Raw genomic sequence first — 25,275 nt, 5'->3', positions numbered from 1 at the left:
CGGCAGTTGAACTCCAGTCAGAGCGCGCTGACGACCGCGTTGCAGCGTCTATCTTCCGGCTTGCGGATTAATTCCGCCAAGGATGATGCCGCAGGTCTGGCAATTTCTGAACGTTTTACCACCCAAATCCGCGGCCAGGATCAGGCGCGACGCAATGCCAACGATGGCGTGTCACTGGCACAGACGGCCGAAGGCTCGATGGAGCAGATGGGCAACCTGATGCAGCGTATTCGTGAACTGGCTGTGCAGTCGGCCAACGCAACCAATACCGCTTCCGACCGCCAGGCGCTGAATCAGGAAGCGGCGCAGCTGAACCAAGAGCTGAACCGTTTCGCAAGTTCCACCGACTTCAACGGCCAGAAGCTGTTCGACGGCACATTCGGTTCCGCAGTGTATCAAGTCGGCGCCAATGCCAACCAAACCATCACCGCAACGACCGCCAACTTCCTGACTACCCAATACGGTGCTTATGAAGTGGGTACGCAAGGAACGCGTAGCGTAGCTGCTTCGAGCACGGACGTGACCGGTACCGGCGCAACGGGCTCGGTAGTGAGCACGGCTGGCGGCCTCACCGTCAAGGGCGCGGCGGCGAGCGGTGCTACCGGTAACCTGGCGGTTTCGGCTTCTGCCCGTGATGTGGCTCTTGCCGTTAATGCGCAAAGCCAGACTGGCGTGCAAGCTGCGGCATTTACCGAAACCACGCTGACTTTTGGCGCATCCGGCAGCTTCTCGCTGAGCGTGTTTGGCTCCAATACTTCTACCGCGGCGACAGTATCCTTTGCGATCGGCGGCACGTCCGGTGCGAACAATCTCTCGCAAGCGGTTTCTGCATTTAATAATGCGGCGGGCGCGACAGGTGTTACTGCCAGGCTGAATACCGGCAATACCGGCATCGTTCTGACCCAGTCTGACGGCTACAATATCAACCTTACTGCTGCTGATACTGCCGGGGCGGCTGGCAGCATCACGGCTGGTGGCGTTACGCTGGCGGCGACAACTGCCGGTAATCTTACTATCGGTGGGCAAGTCAGTCTGGACTCGGACAAATCGTATTCGCTGGTCAGTACCGGTGTTGCACTGACCTCCGGCGCGTTCGGTGCCGCTTTGGCTGCCAGTGGAACGGTTGCTGCATCGCTGCAGGCTGTTTCGACCATCGATATCACCACCGCTGTGGGTGCGACGCAAGCTCTGCGTATTGCCGACCAGGCGCTGACCACCATCAACGGCCAACGCTCCGCTTACGGTGCGCTGCAAAACCGCTTCCAGGCGACCATTACCAACCTGCAAACGACCACGGAGAATATATCCTCCGCGCGTAGCCGGATTCGCGATGCGGACTTCGCGGCGGAAACCGCCAACCTGACCCGCGCGCAGATTCTGCAACAGGCTGGTGTGGCGATGCTGGCGCAAGCCAACGCGCTGCCCAACCAGGTGCTGAGCTTGTTGAGGTAAGAAGGTAGCTGGCATGACCATTCCTGGTTGGGGGTTCGCTCCTGACCAGGAATTCTGCTTTTGAGAGGAGAAATAAAATGCAGGTTTCTCTACGTGATTCGGTTGGCCATGTGCCGTCGCAGTCGCATTCTAGTGATGCAGGCTCTCAACGGCGCATCGTTTCGACGGAGGTGGCTAATGCCTCTGCTGCAAATGTCGAGTTGCTTTCACAGGCTGTGCAGCCAGTCGGTAATACGGTGGATGTATCCGTGCTGAAAAATATGGTCGACGACCTGAATCATGCGGTCAAAATCATATCAAGCAATCTTGAGTTTTCGGTGGATGAAGATACCGATATCAGCGTGATCAAAGTAGTCGATTCCGACAGCAATGAGGTAATCCGTCAGATTCCCTCCAAGGAAGTCATTGCGATAGCCAAGGCGCTTGATCAGCTCAAGGGCTTGTTGGTAAAAGATAAAGTCTGACAATCTCCGATGAACGGAATAAATTGGCGATATGTCCAATTTAGTTAAAATTCGTTCGGAAGGGCTTCAAGAAGTTCTCGATTGAGCCGATAATCTGGAAACAAGAATTTATTCTGGAGCGATAAAATGGCACTTTCATCCCCTGGCATCGGTTCCAATCTGGACGTCAATGCCATCGTCTCGCAGTTGATGCAACTGGAAAAGCAGCCGGTGACATTGCTGAATGCCAAGGAGGCTGCATATCAGGCGCGATTGACTGCCTATGGTACATTGAAAGGCGCGTTGTCTTCCTTTCAGTCTTCGGTGCGGGGACTGCTGGATGCATCCCAGTTTATGGGGCTCAAGGCAACGCCTGCCGATGCCACCATCGCTTCCGCATCGGCGAGCAGTACCGCCGTTGCGGGAAACTACGCCATTAATATTACCAAGCTGGCGCAATCACAGAAATTAATTGCCGCAGGGCAGGCAAGCAGCACCAGCGCAATCGGGGCGGGCACCAGTACAACATTAACCTTCGATTTCGGCACCATTAGCGGCGGTACATTCAGCGCTTATGTTCCGGCAACCGGCGCAGGGGGAACTTACACCGGCGCTACTTTTGCCAGCAGCGGCTCCGGCATCAAGACCGTCACCATCAATTCCACCAATAATTCGTTAGCCGGGATACGCGACGCGATCAATAGCGCGGGAATCGGCGTCAGGGCTTCGATCATCAATGACGGAGGCGCATCGCCTTACCGTCTGGTGCTGTCCGCTGAAAAATCGGGCAGCGCCAGCAGCCTCAAGATTAGCGTGAGCGGCGACGCGACAATTTCCACATTGCTGGCGCACGACCCCGCCGCAACACAGCGTTTGCAGGAAACCGTCACCGCGCAAAATACCGAGATGACGGTGGATGGTGTATTCGTCAGCAAGGCCAGCACCAGTATTACCGACGTCATCAGTGGCGTGACATTGAATGCGCTGGCAGTGGGAACGACCAAGATATCGGTTGCACGGGATACGTCATCGGTACAGTCGGCGGTGCAGAATTTCGTAAAAGCCTACAACACTGTGAGCAAGAACTTGAAAGACTCCAGTGCCTATAACGCAGATACCAAGCAGGCTGCAATTCTGCAAGGAGAATTTACCGTACAGTCGATCCAGCGCCAGTTGCGCTCGGTGCTCAACACGGCACTACCGGGCGGCGGCGCTTTGACCACGCTTTCCCAGCTGGGCGTTTCTTTCCAGAAAGACGGCACTCTGGCGCTTGATTCAGTCAAGCTTCAAAAAGCGATGGACAACAATTTTGCAGACATCGCGGGTGTTTTTGCCGCGATAGGCAAGGCCAGCGACAGCCTGATCAGTTACGTCGATTCGACTTCGGCGACCAAGGCGGGCATTTATGCCGTCAATATTACCCAACTGGCAACCCAGGGCAAGGTTGTCGGTTCAGCCGCGGCAGGGCTCACGATCACAGCCGGCGTCAATGATGCGCTGAGCGTAACGGTGAACGGCGTGACGGCTGCGATTACCCTTTCTGCCAACACCTATACCGCGGCAACGTTGGCGACGGAAGTCCAATCCAAGATCAATGGCGCTTCCGCATTTTCGGGCGCAGGCATTTCGGTAGCCGTAACCCAGTCTGCGGGCACGTTTAGTATTACCTCGAACGGTTATGGATCGACTTCGAATGTCACGGTTTTCGGCAACGGTGCGACAAATCTCCTGGGGGCAATCCCAACCTCTACCGTGGGCTTGGATGTCGCAGGCAAGATTAATGGCGTAACTGCATCAGGCTCAGGTCAATATCTGAAAGGAGCCGTCGGCGACGCCAGCGAAGGATTGAGACTTCTTGTCACCGGGGGGGCGCTAGGAAGCCGTGGCAATGTGAACTTCTCCCGGGGCTATGCCGATCAGCTCGATAAGCTGCTGTCCAAAGTCCTGGACAGCAAGGGGATTCTGAACAATCGCACGGATGGCATCAGCCGCAGCATCAAGGATATCGGCTCCAGGCGGGATGTGCTGAACCGGCGCCTGGTGGATGTCGAAGCCCGCTACAGAAAGCAGTTTACCGCGCTGGATACCCTGATGAGCCGTATGACGCAAACCAGTAGCTTCTTGACTCAGCAGTTGGCCAGCCTGCCAAAATTAAGTTGATACCCAGGCAAAACCCGATTCCGGAGAAAACATACATGAATGCAATGTCACGTAATGCATTGAATACCTATTCGCAAATTGGCCTTGAAACCAGTATTGGCAATGCTAATCCGCACAAGCTGATCATGATGCTTTTCGATGGTGCGATCCTCGCGCTTTCTCATGCCAAGGTTCACATGCAGCAAGGCAACGTGGCGGCAAAAGGGGCTTCGATCTCCAAGGCGATCGCGATTATCGATGACGGATTGGGCGTCAGCCTGGATGAGGAGGCTGGAGGCGAACTGGCAGGCAATCTGAGGGCATTGTACGAATACATGAGCAATCGCCTGCTGATGGCCAATCTGAAAAACGATGCGGAGGGAGTGGACGAGGTGGCCCGTTTGCTGGGTGAACTCAAAAGCGCCTGGGAGGGTATTGGCCGGCAGCCTCATCTTAATACGCCTATCGCCAAGGAATCAGAAGCGGTTGCGGCGCGGCCGTCCATGAGCTACGGCAAAGCCTGATATGGCACAAACCGATCCGGTCGTACAAACTTACGAAGCGGCGGCGCGACTGTCCCGGCAAATGCTGGTAGCTGCGCAGCGCGGGGAATGGGAAGTATTGATCGATCTGGAAAACCAGCGAGCTTCTGTGTTGTCAAACATGATGGCCGAAAAAAATCGAGGCGCAATTCCGGATTCGATCGCAGAACAAGTGCTTGGGCTGATCAATTCAATTTTGGCAATGGATACTGAAACTCGTGCTTTGACGGTCTTATGGAGTGGTGAGCTTCATCAATTGCTGGGCAGTATCGACACCGAACGCAAGCTATCGCAGGCGTACGGTCCATAATCCTTGGATTGGGTTCGTGGATCAACTGGACGGCAACCCAATGATGGATTATTTGACCTTACACGAATACTCGGCAGCAACCGACCCGGTACGCGGCCCGGGGCATTCGATGCCCATTCTTCCTGGACATGGCGATTCCAAAGCCATGGAATATTGGGAAGAAGAACTGCATAAACGCCGGCAACGCAGGCGCCCGCCAATCGCACCCGAAAAACCGCCCAAGGAAAAACCCTCAGACGATAGCCATCATATAGATGGGTATGCCTGATGTGATAACATCATCGACATTGATGTACGGAGCTTGCATTGGAAGCAATTGTCATTACCTGGCGTGAGCTGTTGCTTGTCATTGCCGTCGTTCTCGCCGTTTATATCGCCGAAATGCTGCTGGTGATGCGTGCCAGCGGCAGCCTGCGCAAGCCGCGCTGGCTGGGTATGATTCAGGAAAAAAAAGCCGAGGCAGAGCTGCGCCGTGAGCTGGAGGCATTGCGTGAACGGGTCGCGCGGCTGGAATCAAGCATCAAGGCGGGTGGCGGAGATGAGGAGGATACTCCCTACAACCGTGCCATCCTGATGGCTCGCCATGGGCATGATGCCAAGCGGCTTGCCGAAGAGTGCGGTATTTCACGTGGCGAAGCTGAACTGATCGTTTCAATGCAGAAACGATGATACACAACGACATCCAGAACCAACTGGCGCTGCTGGTAAAGACTTCGGCGCCGCCGTTGATCGAGGTCGCGCAAAGCCCCGCAGAGACCCCGCAGTGGACGCCTGGGCAGCGCGTGCCGGCCTTCGTCATCGCCAGCCTTCCCAATGGGCGGTTTCAGGTTCAGGTTGAAGAGCAGATCCTGGATATGAACTTGCCGCGCAATGCGGAGCCGGGCCAGAAACTGGAGCTGACCTATCTCACTTCTTCGCCGCGCCTGACGTTTGCGATGTCGCAGGATATGGAAAGAGCCCTGCCTTCCAATAGCGGCGTCAGCTTGAGTGAGACGGCAAAATTCCTCGGTGCGTTGCTGCAGCGCGGCAATACGGAAAATGGCGGAACCTCCGCTTTGGCGCGCTCCGCTGTGGTGTTGCCTGGCGCTCCGGCTGCCATGCAGGATTTCGCCGCCGCCTTGCGCGCGGCGGTATCTCAAAGCGGCTTGTTCTACGAATCCCATCAGGCCCAGTGGGTTACTGGTGAGCGCAGCTTGACTGCTCTTCTGCAAGAACCGCAGGCGCGCCTCCCGGGGGCGAATGATCCGCTGCAAAAAAGCCAGGCAGACGGTCAGCCTGGCCTGGCGCCATCTTTTCCCAAGGGAGGAGTTCTGGCCGATGCAGTCGGAAATTTGCCATTGATGCAGGGGCTGGGACAACATGATTCCAGTACTGGAGCGAACCTGCCGCGGGATCTGGTGCATCCGCAAGCCGCCCCCCTGGTGCATCAGCAGTTGGAAACCCTGGATACGCGACAGATCGTATGGCAAGGGCAGGTATGGCCGGGGCAGGAGATGGACTGGAGAATCGAGGAAGACGAATCTCGCCACGCGACCGCCGATGAAGATGAATCGCAGTGGCGCACCAGACTGCATCTGGTACTGCCTGGCTTGGGCGGAGTAACCGCGCGCCTGGCTATTGCAGCCAGCGGCGTTCGCATAGAAATGGTCGCGGAACGGGGTGATAGCGCAGCGCTGTTACGCGGCGACGCCAGCCGGCTGGCAGTTTCCATGGAGGCTTCCGGGCTTAAAGTGGCGGGCCTGACGGTGCGCGAAGATGGCAGAACCTAAGCCGCGCCAACTCACTGCGGTAGCGCTGGCCTATCAGGCCGGCACCAGCGCTCCGCGCGTGACCGCCAAGGGACGTGGGCTGCTCGCGGAGGCCATTATTGAGAAAGCGCGCGAGGCCGGGGTTTACGTGCACGAATCGCCGGAACTGGTCTCTCTGCTGATGCAGGTGGATCTCGATCAGCATATTCCGCCGGAACTCTACATTGCGGTGGCCGAACTGCTGGCCTGGCTATACCGGCTGGAGCACGGCCAGACAGGGTTACCCCTGCAGCAGCCCCAATAAATCCTGTTCGATCTGGCGCGCCGACTCTCGTGGCAGCGCCTGTCCGTTTCTGCCTGAAATAACAAACATATCTTCTGCGCGGTTTCCCAGCGTGTTGATTCTGGCTGCATGCAGGCTGGCGCCGTGCCTCAGCAGAATATGCGCAACGTGCGAAAGCAGGCCGGGCCGGTCGCCGGCAACAAGGGATAGCACATGGCAGGCTGATTTCCCCTCCGGTTTGACGCTGACTTCCGGAGCGATCGGAAAATGCTTGAGCCTGCGGCTGATGCGGCCGTCCAGCGGCGGTTCGGGCGGCGTGGCGGCAGTGAGTTTGGCGGTCAATTCACGTTCGATATAGGCGATGAGGTCGCTGTAGCGTACCGAACGATCGCTTTCGTCCAGCACCAGAAAGCTATCCAGCGCGTAGCCGTGCCGTGTGGTATGGATGCGGGCCTCGACGATGTTATAGCCCAGCCGTTCGAAAAAACCGCAGATTCTCGCAAACAGGTCGTCCCGGTCGCGAGCGTAAATCATCGCCTGGATGCCATCGCCGGCCGGCGATAAGCGGGTACGGACAATGGGTTGTGCGGTTTCTACATGGGTGAGCAGCAGCCTGGTTTGCCAGGCGATTTCCTTGGCTTCCAAGCGCTGAAAATAGATGTCGTCCAGCTTTTCCCATAACGGCTGGCAGGCGAGCTTGGAAATGCCGTAACAATTCAGGATTTCAAGCGCTTTTGTCTGCTTGTCGGCTATCTCGTTTTCAATATCCACCTGGTCACCGTGAAGCTGGCGCAACGCGGCATGGTAGAGGTTTTCCAGCAACCGGCTTTTCCACGCATTCCATACGCCGGGACTGGTGCCGCGGATATCGGCCACCGTCAGCAGATAAAGCGCATTGAGATGGCGCGCGTTCCCCATTTTTTCTGCAAAGGCTGCGATTACTTCCGGATCGCCGATATCCTTCTGTTGGGCGGTCGCAGACATGGCCAGATGATTTTGCACCAGCCACGCGACCAGTTCATGGTCCTGCCCGGGCAAGTCATGCCGTCGACAGAAATCCTGCGCATCTTGCGCCCCCAATGTCGAATGATCCCCGCCGCGCCCTTTCGCGATATCATGGAACAGCACGGCTAGGTAAAGCACTTCCGGCCTTTCGAATTCGCCGAACAGACGGCTGCAGAGCGGAAACTCATGCGCGTGGGCAGTGACTGAAAAGCGACGCAGATTGCGCAATACGTTCAGCGTATGTTCGTCGACCGTGTAAACGTGGAACAGGTCGTGCTGCATCTGCCCGGTAATGCGCCCGAACGCCGGAATGTAGCGGCCCAGGATGTCGTAGCGGTGCATGCGGCGCAGCGTATGCAATATACCGACGGGTGCCCGCAGGATTTGCATGAAGCGTTTGCGGTTGCCGGCATCGGCGCGAAACGCGACATTGATACTATGCCGTGCCTGCCATAGCGCGCGTATGGTCGCGGGGCTGATCCCGGACAGCTCCGGATGCTGCTGCAGTGTCAGAAAACATTGCAGGATCATTGCCGGATTGCGCTGGAACAGATCCGATGAGCGGCTTTCCAGCAATTTGCCGCGCGCCTGGAAATTCTTACCGAGCACAACCGGGGCAATATCGCTCGCTGCGATTTTTTCTTTCAGCGATTGCAGCAGGATTTCGTTCATCAGGCTGACGAAGCGCGCGCTGCGATAAAAACGCTGCATCAGATGCTCGCTGCGCTTCATGCCCAGTTCGCGCGCGAGCGTATCCTGGTGGTCGAACAGCAGCCGGTCTTCGCGCCTGTTGGAGAGGTAATGCAGACGGATGCGCAGGTCCTGCAGCAGCCGTTCGTTGCTGCGGATCCGGCGGGCTTCCTGCGCGCTGATCAGCTCGCTTTTAACCAGGCCGTTCCAGGAGGCCGGCAGGCTGGCGGCGCGGGTAACCCATAATATGTTCTGCAGGTCGCGCAGCCCGCCCGGACTCTCTTTCAGGTTGGGTTCCAGATTGTAGGCGGTATCGTTGAAGCGGTTATGCCGCCGGGTTTGTTCGCGCAGTTTGGCTTCAAAAAATACGGAAGGATTCAGCACCGTTGCAACTGCCCTGGTAAATTCGCGATAAGCTCTCCGGCTTCCCGCCAAGAGACGCGCTTCCATCAGGTTGGTCAGCACGGTGACATCTTTCCTGGCTTCTTCCAGGCATTCCGGCAGGGTGCGCACGCTATGCCCGATCGCAAGGCCGACATCCCAGAACAGCCCGACCAGTTTTTCCAGCACGGATTCCAGTGCCGCCTCCCGGCCTTCAGGCAGCAGAAAAAGAATATCCACGTCGGATTGTGGAAACAGCTCGCCGCGCCCGTACCCTCCCACCGCGATCAGGCAAAAGTCGGGCGGCAGGCTGAACTGCACCCAGACTTCGCGCAGCAGGGCATCCACGAGGCGGCATTGGCCGTGCAACAGGTGTATGGTATCGCCGGTTTTCTCGAAATCCCGGCGCAGGTTTTTGCGGCCGGTCTGAAGCTGGCTGCGCCAGAATGCTGCTGTCTGGGTCTGTACGGCAGCGGGCTGCATGATTAGCCGGCCAGCGGACTGGGGAGGCTGCCTGCGGAAATGGTGAGCACTTCATATCCGTCATCTGTCACCAGTATGGTGTGCTCCCATTGGGCGGAGAGGCTATGGTCTTTGGTGACGATGGTCCAGCCGTCGCCCAGCTGGCGGATATCGCGCTTGCCTGCGTTAATCATGGGCTCAATGGTGAAGATCATGCCGGTTTGCAGTTTGAGCCCGGTGCCCGGTTTGCCATAATGCAGCACCTGTGGGTCTTCGTGAAATTTCTTGCCGATGCCGTGGCCGCAAAATTCGCGGACCACCGAATAGCCACTTTTTTCCGCGAATACCTGAATCGCATGGCCGATGTCGCCCAGCGTCGCACCGGGTTTGACCTGTTGTATCCCCAGCCACATGCATTCATGGGTGATTTCGCATAACCTCCTGGCCTGGATGGATGGCTCGCCGACGCAGAACATCCGGCTGGTATCGCCGTGGTAGCCATCTTTAATGGTCGTGATGTCGAGGTTGACGATGTCGCCGTTTTTCAGCTTCTTGTCGCCCGGCACGCCGTGGCAGACCTGGTGGTTGATCGAGGTGCAGATCGACTTGGGGTAGGGGCGGTGGCCGGGCGGGGCGTAATTGAGCGGCGCGGGAATGCAGCCCTGCTCGTGCACCATGTAGTCATGGCAGAGCTTGTCCAATTCTTCAGTGGTCACCCCTGGCTTGACGAACGGGGTAACGTAATCGAGCACCTCGCCGGCCAGTCGGCCGGCAATGCGCATTTTTTCGATGTCCTGCGAATTCTTGATGGTGATGGCCATGACGCATAACAGGCGGTAAACGTTGATCCGCCTTGAATGGGAACGGGTGCTTATGTTAACATACGCGGCCTTTTCATGAAGAGAAGGCAATTCACACATGCGCCACGTACAGGGTGCCCGGATTAATGCCGGGTTGCTGCGGCGTATGGAGGATCTAACCCTTACAGGAGATTAAAATGTCAGTAACCATGCGTCAAATGCTGGAGGCGGGCGTCCATTTCGGCCACCAGACCCGCTACTGGAACCCTAAGATGGCCCCGTTCATCTTCGGCGACCGCAACAAGATTCATATCGTCAACCTGGAAAAAACCCTGCCGATGTTCGAGGATGCGCTCAAGTATGTGCGTCAGGTCGCGGCCAGCAAGGGTCGTATCCTGTTTGTCGGCACCAAGCGCCAGGCGCGCGACATCGTCAAGGAAGAAGCCGTCCGTGCCGGCTGCTCCTACGTCAACCATCGCTGGCTGGGTGGCATGCTCACCAACTACAAGACCGTCAAGCAATCCATCAAGCGCCTGCGCGATTACGAAGCCATGGTGGCGGACGGCAGCATCGAGCGCGTCAGCAAGAAGGAAGCGCTGAACCTCAAACGCGAAATGGAAAAGCTGGAACGCTCCATCGGCGGCATCAAGGACATGGGCGGCCTGCCTGACGCCATTTTCATCATCGACGTTGGCCATGAGTCCGGCGCGGTGACCGAAGCCGGCAAGCTGGGTATCCCGGTGATCGGCGTGGTCGACACCAACAACAGCATCGACGGCGTGACCTACATCATTCCGGGTAACGATGACTCCAGCCGCGCCATCACGCTGTATGCCCGCGGCGTTGCCGATGCGGTGCTCGAAGGCCGTGCGCAAAGCCTGGCCGAAGTCGTCAAGATGGTGGCACCGGAAGAAGAGTTCGTCGAGGTCGAAGAGGGCGCGGCGAAGTAAGAGCTTCCCAAAAAGGGGCGTCTCGCCCCTTTTTTTATACCGTAATTTTGCTTTAATTGAAGATTTTCAAGGAGTAATAGCATGGCGGAAATTACCGCAAGCATGGTGAAGGATCTGCGCGAGCGCACCGATGCACCGATGATGGACTGCAAGAAGGCGCTGTCCGAAGCCGAAGGTGATATGGCTCGCGCCGAGGAAATCTTGCGCGTACGCTTCGGCAACAAGGCCAGCAAGGCCGCCGGCCGCGTTGCCGCCGAAGGTACCGTAGGCATTTACATCGGCGCCGACGGCAAGCAAGGCGCGATGGTGGAAGTGAACTGCGAGACCGATTTCGTCGCCAAGAACGACGATTTCCTGGCGCTGACCCGCAATGCGGCCGAACTGGTGTCCAGGCACAATCCCGCCGACGTGGCAGCGCTGTCCGCACTGAAGATCGGCGACTCCACCGTGGACGAAGTGCGCGCCCAGTTGGTCGGCAAGATCGGCGAGAACATGACGATTCGCCGTTTCGTCAAGTTCGATGCCCAAGGCAAGTTGGCGAGCTATGTGCATGGCGGCAAGATCGGCGTGGTGGTGGACGTGGTGGGCGGCGACGAAACGCTGGCCAAGGATATCGCGATGCATGTCGCCGCGGCCAAGCCGAAGTCTCTGGACGCCACCGGCGTTTCCCAGGACCTGATCGACACCGAGCGTCGCGTTGCAATTGAAAAGGCGCGCGAAGCCGGCAAACCCGAAGCGATGCTGGAAAAGATCGCCGACGGCACGGTGCAGAAATTCCTCAAGGAAGTGACCTTGCTGAACCAGCCGTTTGTCAAGGACGACAAGCAGACCATCGAGCAATTGCTCAAGTCCAGGGGTGCCAGCGTGGCCGGCTTCTCGATGTTCGTCGTCGGCGAAGGCATCGAAAAGATCGTGACCGACTTCGCAGCCGAAGTGGCTGCCGCAGCCAAGGGTTGATAACTCCTATGACTGTTGCTCCCGCTTACAAGCGTATCCTGCTCAAGCTGTCCGGCGAAGCCCTGATGGGCAGCGACAGTTACGGCATTAATCGCGAAACCATCGAACGCATAGTGGCCGAGGTCAAGGAGGTCGTCGATCTTGGTGTGCAGGTGGCGGTAGTGATAGGCGGTGGCAACATCTTCCGCGGCGTGGCTCCGGCTGCAGCCGGAATGGACCGTGCCACCGCGGATTACATGGGCATGATGGCGACCGTGATGAACGCGCTGGCGTTGCAGGATGCGATGCGCCGCGTCGATCTGGTGAGCCGCGTGCAATCGGCATTGACCATCGAGCAGGTCGCCGAGCCTTATATTCGCGGCAAGGCGATGCGTTATCTGGAAGAGGGCAAGGTGGTGATTTTCGGCGCCGGTACCGGCAACCCGTTTTTCACCACCGATACCGCAGCTGCATTACGCGGTATGGAAATGAACGCCGACATCGTGCTCAAGGCCACCAAGGTGGACGGCGTGTATACCGAAGATCCGAAGACGCATCCCGATGCGATGCGCTACAAGACGCTGACTTTCGACGAAGCTATCGTGCGGAATCTGAAAGTGATGGATGCGACGGCGCTGACCCTGTGTCGTGACCAGAAGCTGCCGATCAACGTGTTCAGCATTTTCAAGCAGGGCGCGCTCAAGCGCGTGGTGATGGGTGAGGACGAGGGAACGCTCGTTTCTCCTTGATTCAGTTAGAGGTGTTAAATGATCAATGACGTCAAGCAGTCCACCGAACAAAAAATGCAGAAGTCTCTTGATGCACTCAAGATCGACCTCGGCAAGGTGCGCACCGGCCGTGCCCATACCGGCATCCTCGATCATGTGCAGGTGGATTATTACGGCAGCCTGATGCCGATCAATCAAGTGGCCAATATCAATCTGGCTGACGCACGTACCATTACTGTGCAGCCGTGGGAAAAAAACCTGATCGCCAAGGTCGAAAAGGCCATTCGCGACGCTGACCTCGGCCTCAACCCCTCCACCAACGGCGACGTGATCCGCGTGCCGATGCCGGCGCTCACCGAAGAGCGCCGCAAGGACCTCATCAAGGTCGTGCGCGGCGAGGCCGAAAGCGCCAAGGTGGCGGTGCGCAGCGTACGCCGCGATTCCAACGAAGCGCTCAAAAAGCTGCTCAAGGACAAGGAAATCGGCGAGGACGAAGAGCGTCGCGCCCAGGACGAAATCCAGAAGCTTACCGACAGGTTTGTCGCCGAAATCGACAAGGCCTTGCAGGCCAAGGAAGCCGACCTGATGGCGGTCTGACGCCCTTGGCTCTTTTCTCCAGTTCAACGCAGGATATTCCCGAGGCGTCCAGCGTACCCCGCCACGTTGCCATGATCATGGATGGCAATGGACGCTGGGCGAAAAAGCGTTTCATGCCGCGCATCATGGGGCACAAGCGCGGCGTCGAAACGGTGCGCGATGTGGTCAAGCAATGCATCGATCTCGGCGTCGAGTATTTAACCCTGTTTGCCTTCAGCAGTGAAAACTGGCGCCGTCCCCCGGATGAAGTGAAGTTCCTGATGGGGCTGTTCATGGAAGCGCTGAAACGCGAGGCGGCCAAGCTGCACGAGAATCAAATCCGCCTGGTAATGATAGGCGATCGTTCGCGCTTCGATCCTTTGTTGCTCAAGGAAATCCATGCTGCAGAAAAACTCACCGAACATAACAAACGCCTGACGCTCACTATCGCCGCCAATTACGGTGGGCGATGGGATATGATGCAGGCGATGCAGCGCATGCTGCATGCGCATCCTGAAAAAACGTCATCTTTTAGCGAGCAGGATTTGGCACCTTTTCTTTCCATGCATTACGCGCCGGAGCCTGACTTGTTCATCCGTACCGGCGGCGAGCAGCGCATCAGCAATTTTTTGTTATGGCAATTGGCTTATACCGAACTGTATTTCACCGATACCCTGTGGCCGGATTTCGACCGTGAGGCCTTTCGGCTCGCGGTCGATTCCTACCGTCAACGCGAACGGCGTTTCGGCCGCACCAGCGAGCAGTTGACCCGGAATGCTTAAGACCCGACTGTTCACTGCGTTCTTCCTGCTCGCGGTTTTTCTGGCGGCATTGTTTGGCCTGCCGGACTTTTACTGGGCATTGCTGATGCTGGCTGTTATTGTGGTAGGCGCTTGGGAATGGGCACGTCTGACAAATTTTCCGGTCAGATATCAATATATCTTTGCCGGCGTCACGCTGGTGGTAGGCATTGCCCTGCTGCCGGACTTGTGGCAAGGCGCGATGCCGGCTGTGCAGCGGCATGTACTGTTCTGGGCGATGCTGGCTGCCGCCCCTTTCTGGCTGGGCATGGTGCCGGCGTGGCTGCTGGCGCATTACAAGGTCCGCCATAAATCGCTATTGGCTATTGCCGGAGCGGTCGTGCTGCTGCCGGCATGGCTGGCGCTGGTGTATCTGCGCAAAGTGAGTCCGTGGCTGGTATTGGGGGTGGTGATGGTGGTATGGATCGCCGATAGCGCGGCCTATTTCGCCGGCAAGGCATTCGGCCGGCACAAGCTGGCTCCGGAAATCAGCCCGGGGAAAACCTGGGAGGGCGTCGCGGGTGCGGCCGTTGCGGTAACCCTATACGGCCTCGCGCTGAGCCTGATGTTCGATATCAGCCTGTGGCTGGTGATCGGTTTGCTGTTACTGATGGTATTGAGCATCATCGGCGATCTTTTCGAGTCTCTGCTTAAACGTCAGGCGGGGCTCAAGGACAGCGGGGGCATACTGCCCGGACACGGCGGTATTCTGGACCGCGTGGACGGCCTGACTTCGACCCTTCCGCTGGCCGCGCTTTATCTGCATTTCCCCCTGTATTACGCGGCTTTCCATGAATAAGGTGCAGAACATCACCGTGCTCGGTGCCACCGGCACCATAGGCGTCAACACCCTGGACGTCATTGCGCGCCATCCGCAGCGGTTTCGCGCCTATGCGTTGACCGCCAACAGCCGGTTCGAGCCGCTGCTGGAACAGTGCCGCCGTTTCCGGCCGCGCTATGCGGTGCTGCTGGATGTGCTTGCCGCCGAGCAGCTGGAATCCGGTTTGCGCGCGCAAGGTCTGGAAGATACCGAGGTGCTATGCGGCCTCGACGCCCTGGAACGGGTGTCGGCACACCCCGAAGTGGATACGGTGATGGCCGCGATTGTCGGCGCGGCAGGCTTGCAGCCGTCGCTCGCCGCCGCGTCATCGGGCAAAAAGGTGCTGCTGGCCAACAAGGAAACTCTGGTCATGTCGGGCGGTCTGTTCATGCAGGCGGTGCGACAAGGCGAAGCGACGCTGCTGCCGATCGACAGCGAGCACAATGCCATTTTCCAGTGCCTGCCGCGCGATTTCGCCAGTCTGGAGCCTTCAGGCGTTACCAAGATATTGCTGACCGCGTCCGGCGGACCATTTCGCAAATTCACGCAGGAGCAACTGGCGCATGTGACGCCGCAACAGGCGCTCAACCATCCCAACTGGGTGATGGGGCCGAAAATCACGATCGATTCCGCCACACTGATGAACAAGGGGCTGGAAGTGATCGAGGCGCACTGGTTGTTCGGTGCGGCACCGGAACAAATTGAAGTGGTGATCCACCCGCAGAGCGTGATTCATTCGATGGTGCAGTACAACGACGGGTCGGTGCTGGCCGAACTTGGCAATCCTGATATGCGTACGCCGATCGCTCATGCGCTTGGTTGGCCGGAACGGCTCGCCAGCGGTGTGGCGCCGCTGGACATATTCGCCACCGGGCAGCTGGATTTCGAGCGACCGGATACTGCGCGTTTTCCCTGCCTGCGTCTGGCTTTTGAAGTGCTGGAAAAAGGAGGCACTGCACCGGCGACGCTGAATGCCGCCAACGAGATCGCGGTGCAGGCGTTTCTTGATAACGGGCTCGCGTTCGTGGATATTCCGCGCCTGATCGAGCGTGTTCTGGAAGAGATCGGTACTCATCCCGTGCATAGCCTGGAAGACGTCGTCAAAGCCGATACCCTTGCGCGCCTGACCGCGCAGGACTGGCTGGAAAGGAAAACAGCGTGCTGACGCTGCTTGCGTTTCTGGTGACGCTGGGTATATTGGTCGTGGTGCACGAGTACGGCCATTTTCAGGCTGCCCGCTGGTGCGGCGTCAAAGTGCTGCGTTTCGCCGTCGGTTTCGGCAAGCCCCTGTATACCAGAACCTTTGGCGAGGATCGCACCGAGTTCGTGATCGCGGTTTTTCCGCTGGGCGGCTACGTCAAGATGCTGGATGAGCGCGAAGCGCCGGTGCCGGAACCCGAGCAGGAACGGGCGTTCAATCGTCAGCCGGTATGGAAACGCATCGCTATTGTCGCCGCCGGGCCATTATCCAATCTGCTACTGGCCATCGTAATTTACTGGGTGTTATTCATGAGCGGCATCACCGGCATGAAGCCCATGATGGGCGAAATTCCCGCCGCAACATCCGCTGCGCAGGCAAGCATGATACCCGGAGAGATCATTACCAAAGTCAACGGCGTTGCGGTGCAGACTTGGCAGGACGTGCGCTGGGCATTGTTGCGGCAAGCGTTGAAAAACGGTACCGCCAACATCGAGGCGATTAGCGCGCGCAATGAAACGCATCTGCACCGGCTGGATTTACGCGGCTTGAACGCCGACGATCTGGAGGGGGACATGCTGGGCAAGCTGGGTTTCAATCCGGTTTCGCCGGAAATACCGGCGCGCGTAGGCGAAGTTTTGAAAGGCGGTGCAGCCCAGCGCGATGGCCTCATGGAGGGTGACAATGTTGTTGCTGTCGACGGCGTGCCGGTGGCGGGATGGGAGGTTTTTGTGCGGCAGGTGCGGGCCAGCGCCGGTAAAACGTTGCAATTGGATGTCCTGCGGCAAGGCAAAAATATAAAACTCAGGATCACCCCGGATAGCGTGCGGGAGAACGGTCTGACGGTGGGCAAGATTGGCGCGGCCTACCGCATGGAAGAGGCCGAGCTGCAAAAATATATGGTCGAGGTCAGATATCCACCTTTCGCCGCTTTTACACGAGCTGCCGGTAAGACCTGGGACACTTCCGTATTCAGCCTGAAAATGCTGGGCAGCATGGTGATGGGGCAGATGTCGTGGAAAGGCATCAGCGGCCCCGTGACGATTGCCAGTATCGCGGGACAGACGGCTCATCTCGGCTGGAAAGCCTTCGCGGGTTTTCTGGCCTTGGTCAGCATCAGTCTGGGCGTACTCAATTTGCTGCCGGTGCCCGTGTTGGATGGCGGCCATTTGATGTATTATATCGTCGAGATTTTGAAGGGAAGCCCGGTTTCCGAGCGCACCATGGAAATCGGGCAGAGGGTCGGCTTGGCGTTGCTTGGCCTGCTTATGACGATTGCACTGTATAACGATTTCAACCGTATCATAACGGGCTAGAACAATATGAAGTTACGCATTCTTCCTTTCCTTGTTTCCTCGCTTTATGCTGTCTCCGCTCTTGCCATGGAGCCTTTCGTCGTGAAGGATATTCGTGTCGAAGGCATACAGCGCACCGAGGCCGGCACGGTATTCAACTATTTGCCGGTCAAGGTCGGCGAAACCATGGATGACGACAAGGCCGCGCAAGCCATCAAGGCGCTGTTCTCCACCGGTTTTTTCAAGGATGTGCGGCTGGAGCAGGATGGTGGCGTGCTGGTAGTGATGCTGCAGGAACGTCCGGCCATTTCGCAAATCTCTTTTTCCGGCAACAAGGCTTTTCCCAGCGATAAAATGAAGGAAGGGCTGAAACAGATCGGCCTGTCCGAAGGGCTGATCTTCGACCGTTCCATGCTGGACAAGGCGGAGCAGGAACTCAAGCGCCAGTACCTGTCGCAAGGCAAGTACGGCGCCAAGATCAAGACGGTCGTTTCGCCGATGGAGCGCAATCGCGTGGCTATCCGCTTCGATATCGAAGAAGGTCAGGTCGCTAAAATCAAAGCCATCAATATCGTCGGCAATCAATCGTTCGAGCAAAGCCAGTTGCTGGAGCAGTTCAATCTCACCACGCCCAACTGGATGAGCTGGTGGAGCAAGGACGACCAATATTCCAAGCAGAAACTTTCCGCAGACCTGGAAGCCTTGCGCTCGTTCTATATGAACCAGGGTTACATGGATTTCAGCATCGATTCCACCCAGGTTTCCATCACGCCGGACAAACGCGACATTTACATCACCATCAGTATCACCGAAGGCGAAAAATATACCGTTTCCGACATCAAGATGGCGGGCGAGATGCTGGTGCCGGAAGATGAGTTGCGTAAACTGATCACCGTGGAGACGGGTGAAATGTTCAACCGTCAAAAGATCACCGAATCCTCCAAAGCGGTCGGTGACCGGTTGGGCGACGAAGGCTATGCTTTTTCCAATATTAATGCCGTACCCGAGGTGGATAAGGAAAAACGCAAGGTTGCCTTTACCTTCTTCGTCGATCCGGGCCGTCGCGTCTATGTGCGCCGGATCAACCTCACCGGCAACACCCGTACGCGGGATGACGTGTTGCGTCGCGAAATGCGCCAGCTGGAGTCTGCATGGTACTCTGCAAGCAAGATCGAGCGCTCCAAGCAGCGCCTTGATCGGCTCGGTTATTTTTCTGATGTTAACGTGGAAACCCCGGCAGTGGCGGGGACGACAGATCAGGTCGACGTCAATGTCAACGTGACTGAGAAATCCACCGGTAGCGTGATGTTCGGGGCCGGCCTGTCCAGCGCGGAAGGCGTGGTGCTGGGTGTGACGATCAACCAGGCCAATTTCCTCGGCACCGGCAATCATGTTAGCGCGCAGGTTAATACCGGCAAGGTGAATACCACTTACTCGCTATCGTATACCGATCCCTATTTCACGCCGGATGGCGTGAGTCGGGGTTTTAACATCTACCGTAAGGATGTGGATTCCAGCTCGCTGGATGTGGGAACATATAAAACATCATCCTACGGCGCCGGCATGAACTTCGGGGTACCTCTGAATGAACGGGATAGCGTCAGTTTTGGCTTGACGTTCGATTATACGTCGCTGGATTTGAAAAATACCAGTTCCAAGCGCTATCTGGATTACTGTAATAATACTGTAGCGGACATCGCGGCCGGCAAGAGCTTGGGCTGCGATAATACGCTGTTACGCGCTGACTTGGGTTGGGCGCACGATACCCGGGACAATATCCTGTATCCTAACCGTGGCGTTTTGCAGCGATTGAATGCCGAGCTTGGCTTGCCCGGACTGGATCAGGAATATTACAAAATTTCCTACCAGCATACCTGGTATAAAGACTTCACCAAAAACTTCACGTTAATGCTCAATGGCGAAGCTGGCATCGGTGGCGGATATGGCGGGAACGAGCTGCCATTCTTCAAAAATTTCTATGCGGGGGGAGTTTCCTCCGTACGTGGCTACGACACCAGTTCCATTGGGCCGCGCGCATTCGATACCGGGACCTCCAGGGATTTTGCCATCGGTGGCACGCGCCGGGTGGTGGGCAATGCCGAGCTGTTTTTTCCGGTGCCCGGCCTCAAGGATAACAAGCAGTTGAAACTTTCCGCGTTTCTCGATGGCGGCACGGTATGGGGCGGGACGGATAGCAGTACGATAGCCTGCTCGGGCGCCAGCGATTGCCTGCGCTTTTCCGCCGGTATGGGCGTGAGCTGGTACTCGCCGTTTGGTCCGATCAAATTGGTGCTGGCAAAACCGCTGAACGACAAATCCGGCGACAAGACGCAGATGCTGCAGTTCCAGCTTGGCTCGCAATTCTAAATTATTACGTAATTTTCAGGAGAATCTAATTGAATAAACTGTTGCAACTGTTATTGATTGGTAGCCTTGCATTTGCCGTGGGAACTGTGACGGCAGCCGAGATCAAGATCGGCTTTGTAAATGTGGAGCAAATCCTGAAAGATGCACCCCAAACTGCGGAGAGCGGCAAGAAGCTGGAGAAGGAATTCAGCGGACGTCAGCAGGAATTGGAGCGCATGGCCAAGCAGATCAAGGATCATGAAGCATCGCTCGACAAGGACAGCTTGACGATGTCCGAGACCGACCGCCGCAACAAGGAGCGCGACCTGTCCAATATCAAGATCGAATTCCAGCGCAAGCAACGCGAAATGCGCGAAGACGTCAATCTGCGCAAGAATGAAGAGTTGAGCTCGTTGCAGGATCGTATCAACAAAGCCGTTACTGCGGTTGCCGAAGCCGAGGGCTATGACTTGGTGGTATATAGCGGTGTGGCCTATGCCAGCAAGAAAGCAGACATCACCGATAAGGTGCTGAAATCCCTGGGCAAGAAATAAGCCGTTCCGACGGCTTCCAGAAGTGATGTTTACCCTGCCTGAAATCGCTGCGCGGTTTGGCGGGGAGGTACGGGCCGACAACGGCGTCATTGTCAGGCAGGTGGCTTCCTTGGCAAGCGCCGGCGCCGACCAGCTTGCCTTTCTGACCGATGCTCGCTACCTCTCATTATTGGCTACAACCGGTGCAGGTGCGGTATTGCTGCCTCCGCGTTATGCGGAGGCTACCGGTTTGCCGCGTATCATCACCGATAATCCTTACGCTTATTACGCCAGAGTTTCCGCATTGCTGAATCCGGAACTGGCAACGCCGGCTGGCGTCGATGTCACTTCCAGTATTGCCGAAACTGCCGTAGTTCCGGAAAACGCCAGTATCGGAGCGCATGCCGTGATAGGCAATGGCGCATCCTTGGGGGAAGGGGTAATTGTCGGACCGGGATGTTATATCGGCGATGATGTAACTGTCGGCGCAATGACCCGCCTGCATGCGAATTGCGTAATCTATCACGGCTGCCGCATCGGCAGAAGCTGCATCGTCCACAGCGGCGCAATCATAGGTGCGGATGGCTTCGGCCATGCGGAAGATAGCGGCCGCTGGGTGAAAATTCCCCAGGTAGGGCGCGTCTGCATTGGCGATGAAGTCGAAATCGGGGCCAACACTACGATTGACCGCGGAGCGCTGGATGACACCATTATCGAGGAGGGCGTCAAACTCGATAACCTCATCCAGATCGGCCACAATTGTCATATTGGCGCACACACGGTGATCGCCGGCTGTGCAGGGATAGCGGGTAGCGCCCGGATCGGCAAACACTGCAGGATTGGCGGTGCGGCGATGATACTTGGACACCTGGAAATTACCGATGACGTGACGATATCGCCAGGCAGCATGATTACGCGCTCAATAGCCAAGCCGGGAACTTATACCGCGCTTATGCCATTCCAGGCGCATAAGGAATGGTTGAAAACTGCGGCACATGTTCGTCATCTTGATGCATTGGTCGAACGTATCGCCCGGCTTGAAAATGATCTGAACGAACTGAAGGAGAGCAAGGCATGAGCAGCAGCATGGATATCCACGAAATACTCAATTATCTGCCGCATCGCTTTCCTTTCTTGCTGGTGGATCGCGTCATATCCCTGGAAGAAGGCAAAGAAATCACTGCGGTCAAGAACGTCACCATTAATGAACCTTTTTTCCCCGGCCACTTCACCTATTATCCGGTGATGCCAGGCGTACTGGTCGTGGAGGCGCTGGCTCAAGCCGCCGCGATTCTGTCTTTCAAGACCATGAACAGCAAGCCGTCGGATGATTCCGTGTACTACTTCGCCGGCATCGACAATGTCCGCTTCAAGAAGCCCGTGTCTCCGGGAGACCAGCTGATCCTCAAGGTGAAAATAGATCGTATCATGCGCGGAATCTGGAAATATTCCGCCCAGGCCCTGGTGGAGGACGCAGTAGTGGCTGAGGCTGACCTGCTCTGTACGCTCAAGATGATCAAGTGAAACGGTTCGCATGATTCATCCCACAGCAATCATCGATACCAAGGCCGAACTGGCGTCAGACGTCGAAATCGGTGCCTATTCTGTCATCGGGCCGGAAGTCACGATCGCTTCCGGCACCCGTGTCGGAGCGCATGTTGTGATCGAAGGGCCGACGGCCATCGGCAAGAATAACCGGATTTATCAATTCGCCTCGCTCGGCGCGGCCCCGCAAGACAAGAAATATGCCGGCGAAGCGACGCGCCTGGAAATCGGCGACAACAATACCATACGCGAATTCTGCACGTTCAATCGCGGCACGGTACAGGATGCCGGAACTACCCGCATCGGCAATGATAACTGGATCATGGCCTATGTGCACATCGCACATGACTGCCAGGTTGCCGACCATACTATTCTGGCCAACAACTCCTCATTGGCCGGCCATGTGCATATTGCCGACTATGCGATTCTGGGCGGATTCACCTTGGTGCACCAGTTCTGCAAAATCGGCGCCCACGTCATCACCGCCGTGGGTTCGGTAATATTCAAGGATGTGCCGCCTTACGTTACGGCATCCGGTTACGACGCCTCGCCGCATGGTATCAATGCGGAAGGGCTGAAGCGCCGCGGCTTTTCCGCCGAGCGCATTGCCGCCATCAAGCGTGCCTACAAAACCCTGTACCGAGCCAGCCTGACGCTCGAAGAGGCCAGGGCGGCTTTGGATGAGCAGCGCGAAGACGCTGCAGACCTCGATATTCTGTTGGAGTTTCTGATGACTTCAACGCGCGGTATCATTCGCTAGTTTTTGCACTATGCCAACAATAGGAATTGTAGCCGGAGAAGCCTCTGGCGATCTGCTCGGCAGTCACTTGATCGCGGCCCTCAAACAGCGTCGTCCCGATATTAAGTTTATCGGGGTTGCCGGACCCAAAATGATGGCTGAAGGGGCGCAGTCGCTTTATCCGATGGAACGCCTGGCGGTACGCGGCTATTTTGAAGTGTTGCGTCATTACTGGGGCCTGTTGCGCATGCGCCGTGAACTGGCGCGGCATTTCATCAAGAATCCGCCCGATCTGTTTGTCGGTATCGATGCCCCCGATTTCAACCTCGGTCTTGAAAAAATGTTGCGCCGGCGCGGCATCAAAACCCTGCACTATGTCAGTCCGTCGATCTGGGCATGGCGCCATGGCCGTATCAAGAAAATCAGGCGCGCAGCCGGCCACGTCTTGTGCCTGTTTCCCTTTGAAAAAGCGCTTTACGACGAAGCCGGCATTCCGGCAACTTATGTGGGGCATCCGCTGGGCGATATCATTCCGCTGGAACATGATGCCGAAGCCGCCCGCGCCGAACTGAAAATCACGCAGCCGGGAACGGTGATTGCCTTATTGCCGGGCAGCCGGCAGAGCGAACTGGACTGCATGGCCGATCTGTTCGTCAAGGCCGCGTTGCATATCGCCAAGGAAATTCCGGATGCGCAGTTCTTGGTGCCGCTGATTACGCGCGAAACGCGCCGCAAGTTCGAGCAGGCAATTTATCGTAACAATGCGCAAGAGCTGTCGTTCAAGCTGCTGTTCGGCCATGCCCACATGGCAATGGCGGCTGCGGATGGAATCATTGTCGCTTCCGGAACCGCCACGCTGGAGGCTGCCTTGCTCAAGCGCCCGATGGTGATCGCCTACCGCATGTCGCGGTGGAGCTGGGCATTGATGAAGCGCATGGGCTATCTGCCTTGGGTCGGCTTGCCCAACATCCTGGCCGGACGCAGCGTAGTGCCGGAGCTGCTGCAGGACAAGGCCACTCCGGAGGCGCTGGCCGAGGAGTTGCTAAAGATGATTTGCAACCGGGAGCAGGTGGCAGCCATCCGCTCGCAATTTACCGAGATTCACACGCAATTGCGGCAGAATGCCGGTGAAAAAGCCGCCGACGTTGTGCTTGCCCAAGTGTCATGATGCTCGTTTGCGGAGTGGATGAAGCCGGGCGCGGCCCACTTGCAGGCGCGGTGTTTGCGGCGGCGGTAATTCTCGACCCAGCGCGCCCCATCAAGGGGCTTGCCGACTCTAAAAAGCTTTCCCAAAAAAAACGTGATGAGTTGACCTTGCTGATCAAGGAGCGTGCCCTGGCCTGGAGTGTCGCCCAGGCCAGCGTGCAGGAGATCGATGCCATCAATATCCTGCGGGCCAGCCTGCTGGCAATGAAGCGCGCGGTCGAGAGTTTGGGGCTGGCTCCTCATGAAGTTCTGGTAGACGGGCTGCATTGTCCCGAGACTGCATATCAGTCGCGGGCAATCGTGCAGGGGGATAGCAAGGTGGCGGAAATCTCGGCTGCCTCCATCTTGGCAAAAACTGCGCGGGACGCAGATATGCTGCGGTTGCACGACATCTATCCTCATTACGGATTCAATCGCCACAAGGGCTATCCGGTGCCGGAACATCTGGCTGCATTGTCCGTCCACGGGGTTTCTCCTGTGCATCGATGCAGCTTTGCTCCCGTCAGGGATTTGTTGAGGTAGGCCATGTTCGGGCGTAGGGTCAGGCTTCCGCCGGCGGCCATCGCCTTTGCCATACAGGGTGCCGCATATCTTGCGGTACGGCAGACGGCGCATTTCATGGAATGGACAGCAGCGCCGTTGCAGTTCGCTTTTGGCTGCGGCATGGTGGCTGCAATGCTGAGCTATTTCATCGGATTGGCCAGATGGTGGTTGCCGATTCAGTTGCTGTTCGTTCCTGCACTAACGGCCGCATTATCCCTGAAAATCTTGCCTGCTTATTATCTGGCAGCATTTCTGGTCCTGCTGGCAATTTACTGGAGCACATTCAAGTCGCAAGTGCCTTTATATCTTTCCAGCGTGAAAGTATGGCAAGCACTGGACTCCTTATTGCCAGCAGCGGTAGCGGGCAAAAGCTTTGAGTTTATCGATCTGGGCAGCGGTATGGGTGGTGTTTTGACCCATTTAGCCAAAATCCGTCCGGATGGGCATTTTCATGGAATAGAGTCAGCACCTTTTCTATTTATCATCAGCTGGTTGCGTGCGCTGCGTCAGAAAAATTGCCAGCTGAGCTGGGGTAGTTTTTGGGCAGAGGATCTCGGCAAGTACGATGTCGTTTATGCGTATTTGTCGCCCGTGCCGATGGCCAGGCTATGGCTGAAGGTGCAGGATGAAATGCGTCCCGGCACCTTGTTCGTCAGCAGTACCTTCATTATCCCTGACCAATCGCCAGAGCGTGTCATAGAAACAGAGGATTTACACGCTTCCACGCTTTATATCTGGCGCATTTGACCGCGTCTGGCTAGATCAGCGTTTGGAGGCAGCGGCAGCCGCAGCGGAAGCAGCGGCT

General features: G+C 57.0%; 27 protein-coding genes. 25 read left to right on the top strand and 2 right to left on the bottom strand.

The window, feature by feature from the left end:
* The 9 genes from VGK14_RS02075 to VGK14_RS02035 all read left to right on the top strand — a co-directional run.
* The coding region (locus tag VGK14_RS02075) for a flagellin (protein ID WP_331507270.1) at positions 1-1,452 on the top strand (1,452 nt) is incomplete at its 5' end.
* Positions 1,453-1,529: 77 nt separating this feature from the next.
* The gene (locus VGK14_RS02070; protein ID WP_331507269.1) at positions 1,530-1,916 is read left to right on the top strand and encodes a flagellar protein FlaG; all 387 of its coding nucleotides are present in this window, start codon (positions 1,530-1,532) and stop codon (positions 1,914-1,916) included.
* A gap of 126 nt (positions 1,917-2,042) precedes the next feature.
* Positions 2,043-4,055 carry a flagellar filament capping protein FliD gene (gene fliD, locus VGK14_RS02065; protein WP_331507268.1) on the top strand — a complete coding sequence of 671 codons (2,013 nt, stop codon included), beginning with the start codon at positions 2,043-2,045 and terminating at the stop codon, positions 4,053-4,055.
* Between the two features lie 44 nt (positions 4,056-4,099).
* Complete coding sequence (gene fliS, locus VGK14_RS02060; protein WP_331507267.1) at positions 4,100-4,558, top strand: flagellar export chaperone FliS; 459 nt, start codon at positions 4,100-4,102, stop codon at positions 4,556-4,558.
* A 1-nt stretch (position 4,559) separates the two neighbouring features.
* Positions 4,560-4,886 (top strand): flagellar protein FliT, encoded by a 327-nt coding sequence (locus tag VGK14_RS02055; protein ID WP_331507266.1) that lies wholly within the window; start codon positions 4,560-4,562, stop codon positions 4,884-4,886.
* 16 nt (positions 4,887-4,902) lie between these two features.
* Positions 4,903-5,154, top strand: a complete 252-nt coding sequence (locus tag VGK14_RS02050) for a hypothetical protein (protein WP_331507265.1) — start codon at positions 4,903-4,905, stop codon at positions 5,152-5,154.
* 38 nt (positions 5,155-5,192) lie between these two features.
* On the top strand, positions 5,193-5,555 hold the full coding sequence (locus VGK14_RS02045) for a DUF2802 domain-containing protein (protein ID WP_331507264.1): 363 nt from the start codon (positions 5,193-5,195) through the stop codon (positions 5,553-5,555).
* Positions 5,552-6,655, top strand: coding sequence for a flagellar hook-length control protein FliK (locus VGK14_RS02040; protein WP_331507263.1), 1,104 nt, complete (start codon positions 5,552-5,554; stop codon positions 6,653-6,655). Before VGK14_RS02045 ends, VGK14_RS02040 begins: the two co-directional genes overlap by 4 nt.
* The gene (locus VGK14_RS02035) at positions 6,642-6,938 is read left to right on the top strand and encodes an EscU/YscU/HrcU family type III secretion system export apparatus switch protein (protein WP_331507262.1); all 297 of its coding nucleotides are present in this window, start codon (positions 6,642-6,644) and stop codon (positions 6,936-6,938) included. The genes VGK14_RS02040 and VGK14_RS02035 overlap by 14 nt, the downstream gene beginning before the upstream one ends.
* Here VGK14_RS02035 and VGK14_RS02030 read toward each other — a convergent pair.
* Positions 6,915-9,476, bottom strand: coding sequence for a [protein-PII] uridylyltransferase (locus tag VGK14_RS02030; protein WP_331507261.1), 2,562 nt, complete (start codon positions 9,474-9,476; stop codon positions 6,915-6,917). The two genes, VGK14_RS02035 and VGK14_RS02030, sit on opposite strands and share 24 nt — an antisense overlap.
* A gap of 2 nt (positions 9,477-9,478) precedes the next feature.
* A complete protein-coding gene (gene map / locus VGK14_RS02025; protein WP_331507260.1) occupies positions 9,479-10,276 on the bottom strand; it encodes a type I methionyl aminopeptidase in 798 nt (265 codons plus the stop codon).
* 176 nt (positions 10,277-10,452) lie between these two features.
* Between map and rpsB the strand changes: the two genes are divergently transcribed.
* The 16 genes from rpsB (at position 10,453) to VGK14_RS01945 (ending at position 25,217) form a co-directional block, all read left to right on the top strand.
* Positions 10,453-11,205, top strand: coding sequence for a 30S ribosomal protein S2 (gene rpsB / locus VGK14_RS02020; protein WP_331507259.1), 753 nt, complete (start codon positions 10,453-10,455; stop codon positions 11,203-11,205).
* Positions 11,206-11,286: 81 nt separating this feature from the next.
* Positions 11,287-12,162 carry a translation elongation factor Ts gene (gene tsf / locus VGK14_RS02015; protein WP_331507258.1) on the top strand — a complete coding sequence of 292 codons (876 nt, stop codon included), beginning with the start codon at positions 11,287-11,289 and terminating at the stop codon, positions 12,160-12,162.
* An 8-nt stretch (positions 12,163-12,170) separates the two neighbouring features.
* Complete coding sequence (gene pyrH, locus VGK14_RS02010; protein WP_331507257.1) at positions 12,171-12,890, top strand: UMP kinase; 720 nt, start codon at positions 12,171-12,173, stop codon at positions 12,888-12,890.
* A gap of 18 nt (positions 12,891-12,908) precedes the next feature.
* A complete protein-coding gene (gene frr, locus VGK14_RS02005) occupies positions 12,909-13,466 on the top strand; it encodes a ribosome recycling factor (protein ID WP_331507256.1) in 558 nt (185 codons plus the stop codon).
* Between the two features lie 5 nt (positions 13,467-13,471).
* Positions 13,472-14,227 (top strand): polyprenyl diphosphate synthase, encoded by a 756-nt coding sequence (uppS, locus tag VGK14_RS02000; RefSeq protein ID WP_331507255.1) that lies wholly within the window; start codon positions 13,472-13,474, stop codon positions 14,225-14,227.
* Complete coding sequence (locus tag VGK14_RS01995) at positions 14,220-15,044, top strand: phosphatidate cytidylyltransferase (RefSeq protein WP_331507254.1); 825 nt, start codon at positions 14,220-14,222, stop codon at positions 15,042-15,044. Before uppS ends, VGK14_RS01995 begins: the two co-directional genes overlap by 8 nt.
* Positions 15,037-16,230 (top strand): 1-deoxy-D-xylulose-5-phosphate reductoisomerase, encoded by a 1,194-nt coding sequence (ispC, locus tag VGK14_RS01990; protein WP_331507253.1) that lies wholly within the window; start codon positions 15,037-15,039, stop codon positions 16,228-16,230. The genes VGK14_RS01995 and ispC overlap by 8 nt, the downstream gene beginning before the upstream one ends.
* A complete protein-coding gene (rseP, locus tag VGK14_RS01985) occupies positions 16,224-17,579 on the top strand; it encodes an RIP metalloprotease RseP (protein ID WP_331507252.1) in 1,356 nt (451 codons plus the stop codon). Before ispC ends, rseP begins: the two co-directional genes overlap by 7 nt.
* A 6-nt stretch (positions 17,580-17,585) precedes the next feature.
* A complete protein-coding gene (gene bamA / locus VGK14_RS01980) occupies positions 17,586-19,925 on the top strand; it encodes an outer membrane protein assembly factor BamA (RefSeq protein ID WP_331507251.1) in 2,340 nt (779 codons plus the stop codon).
* A 29-nt stretch (positions 19,926-19,954) separates the two neighbouring features.
* A complete protein-coding gene (locus VGK14_RS01975; protein ID WP_331507250.1) occupies positions 19,955-20,458 on the top strand; it encodes an OmpH family outer membrane protein in 504 nt (167 codons plus the stop codon).
* Positions 20,459-20,483: 25 nt separating this feature from the next.
* Positions 20,484-21,515, top strand: a complete 1,032-nt coding sequence (lpxD, locus tag VGK14_RS01970; RefSeq protein ID WP_331507249.1) for a UDP-3-O-(3-hydroxymyristoyl)glucosamine N-acyltransferase — start codon at positions 20,484-20,486, stop codon at positions 21,513-21,515.
* On the top strand, positions 21,512-21,961 hold the full coding sequence (gene fabZ, locus VGK14_RS01965) for a 3-hydroxyacyl-ACP dehydratase FabZ (protein WP_331507248.1): 450 nt from the start codon (positions 21,512-21,514) through the stop codon (positions 21,959-21,961). The genes lpxD and fabZ overlap by 4 nt, the downstream gene beginning before the upstream one ends.
* A 10-nt stretch (positions 21,962-21,971) precedes the next feature.
* Positions 21,972-22,742, top strand: a complete 771-nt coding sequence (gene lpxA, locus VGK14_RS01960) for an acyl-ACP--UDP-N-acetylglucosamine O-acyltransferase (protein ID WP_331507247.1) — start codon at positions 21,972-21,974, stop codon at positions 22,740-22,742.
* A gap of 10 nt (positions 22,743-22,752) precedes the next feature.
* A complete protein-coding gene (gene lpxB, locus VGK14_RS01955) occupies positions 22,753-23,889 on the top strand; it encodes a lipid-A-disaccharide synthase (protein WP_331507246.1) in 1,137 nt (378 codons plus the stop codon).
* Positions 23,886-24,449 (top strand): ribonuclease HII, encoded by a 564-nt coding sequence (gene rnhB / locus VGK14_RS01950; RefSeq protein WP_331507245.1) that lies wholly within the window; start codon positions 23,886-23,888, stop codon positions 24,447-24,449. The genes lpxB and rnhB overlap by 4 nt, the downstream gene beginning before the upstream one ends.
* Before the next feature lie 96 nt (positions 24,450-24,545).
* A complete protein-coding gene (locus VGK14_RS01945; protein WP_331507244.1) occupies positions 24,546-25,217 on the top strand; it encodes a class I SAM-dependent methyltransferase in 672 nt (223 codons plus the stop codon).
* Positions 25,218-25,275: the final 58 nt, after the last annotated feature.

It is taken from the genome of Novimethylophilus sp. (assembly GCF_036504375.1).
Lineage (GTDB): Bacteria > Pseudomonadota > Gammaproteobacteria > Burkholderiales > Methylophilaceae > Novimethylophilus.
The sequence above is the reverse complement of the archived record's forward strand: the minus strand, read 5'-3'. Positions and strand labels throughout refer to the sequence as shown.

What these genes read in the sequence shown, in the direction of transcription:
- VGK14_RS02070 (WP_331507269.1), top strand. Translation starts at nt 1,530, where the DNA reads ATGCAGGTTTCTCTACGTGATTCGGTTGGCCATGTGCCGTCGCAGTCG.
- fliD (WP_331507268.1), top strand. Translation starts at nt 2,043, where the DNA reads ATGGCACTTTCATCCCCTGGCATCGGTTCCAATCTGGACGTCAATGCC.
- fliS (WP_331507267.1), top strand. Translation starts at nt 4,100, where the DNA reads ATGTCACGTAATGCATTGAATACCTATTCGCAAATTGGCCTTGAAACC.
- VGK14_RS02055 (WP_331507266.1), top strand. Translation starts at nt 4,560, where the DNA reads ATGGCACAAACCGATCCGGTCGTACAAACTTACGAAGCGGCGGCGCGA.
- VGK14_RS02040 (WP_331507263.1), top strand. Translation starts at nt 5,552, where the DNA reads ATGATACACAACGACATCCAGAACCAACTGGCGCTGCTGGTAAAGACT.
- VGK14_RS02035 (WP_331507262.1), top strand. Translation starts at nt 6,642, where the DNA reads ATGGCAGAACCTAAGCCGCGCCAACTCACTGCGGTAGCGCTGGCCTAT.
- VGK14_RS02030 (WP_331507261.1), bottom strand. Translation starts at nt 9,476, where the DNA reads ATGCAGCCCGCTGCCGTACAGACCCAGACAGCAGCATTCTGGCGCAGC.
- map (WP_331507260.1), bottom strand. Translation starts at nt 10,276, where the DNA reads ATGGCCATCACCATCAAGAATTCGCAGGACATCGAAAAAATGCGCATT.
- rpsB (WP_331507259.1), top strand. Translation starts at nt 10,453, where the DNA reads ATGTCAGTAACCATGCGTCAAATGCTGGAGGCGGGCGTCCATTTCGGC.
- tsf (WP_331507258.1), top strand. Translation starts at nt 11,287, where the DNA reads ATGGCGGAAATTACCGCAAGCATGGTGAAGGATCTGCGCGAGCGCACC.
- pyrH (WP_331507257.1), top strand. Translation starts at nt 12,171, where the DNA reads ATGACTGTTGCTCCCGCTTACAAGCGTATCCTGCTCAAGCTGTCCGGC.
- frr (WP_331507256.1), top strand. Translation starts at nt 12,909, where the DNA reads ATGATCAATGACGTCAAGCAGTCCACCGAACAAAAAATGCAGAAGTCT.
- VGK14_RS01995 (WP_331507254.1), top strand. Translation starts at nt 14,220, where the DNA reads ATGCTTAAGACCCGACTGTTCACTGCGTTCTTCCTGCTCGCGGTTTTT.
- ispC (WP_331507253.1), top strand. Translation starts at nt 15,037, where the DNA reads ATGAATAAGGTGCAGAACATCACCGTGCTCGGTGCCACCGGCACCATA.
- bamA (WP_331507251.1), top strand. Translation starts at nt 17,586, where the DNA reads ATGAAGTTACGCATTCTTCCTTTCCTTGTTTCCTCGCTTTATGCTGTC.
- lpxD (WP_331507249.1), top strand. Translation starts at nt 20,484, where the DNA reads ATGTTTACCCTGCCTGAAATCGCTGCGCGGTTTGGCGGGGAGGTACGG.
- fabZ (WP_331507248.1), top strand. Translation starts at nt 21,512, where the DNA reads ATGAGCAGCAGCATGGATATCCACGAAATACTCAATTATCTGCCGCAT.
- lpxA (WP_331507247.1), top strand. Translation starts at nt 21,972, where the DNA reads ATGATTCATCCCACAGCAATCATCGATACCAAGGCCGAACTGGCGTCA.
- lpxB (WP_331507246.1), top strand. Translation starts at nt 22,753, where the DNA reads ATGCCAACAATAGGAATTGTAGCCGGAGAAGCCTCTGGCGATCTGCTC.
- rnhB (WP_331507245.1), top strand. Translation starts at nt 23,886, where the DNA reads ATGATGCTCGTTTGCGGAGTGGATGAAGCCGGGCGCGGCCCACTTGCA.
- VGK14_RS01945 (WP_331507244.1), top strand. Translation starts at nt 24,546, where the DNA reads ATGGAATGGACAGCAGCGCCGTTGCAGTTCGCTTTTGGCTGCGGCATG.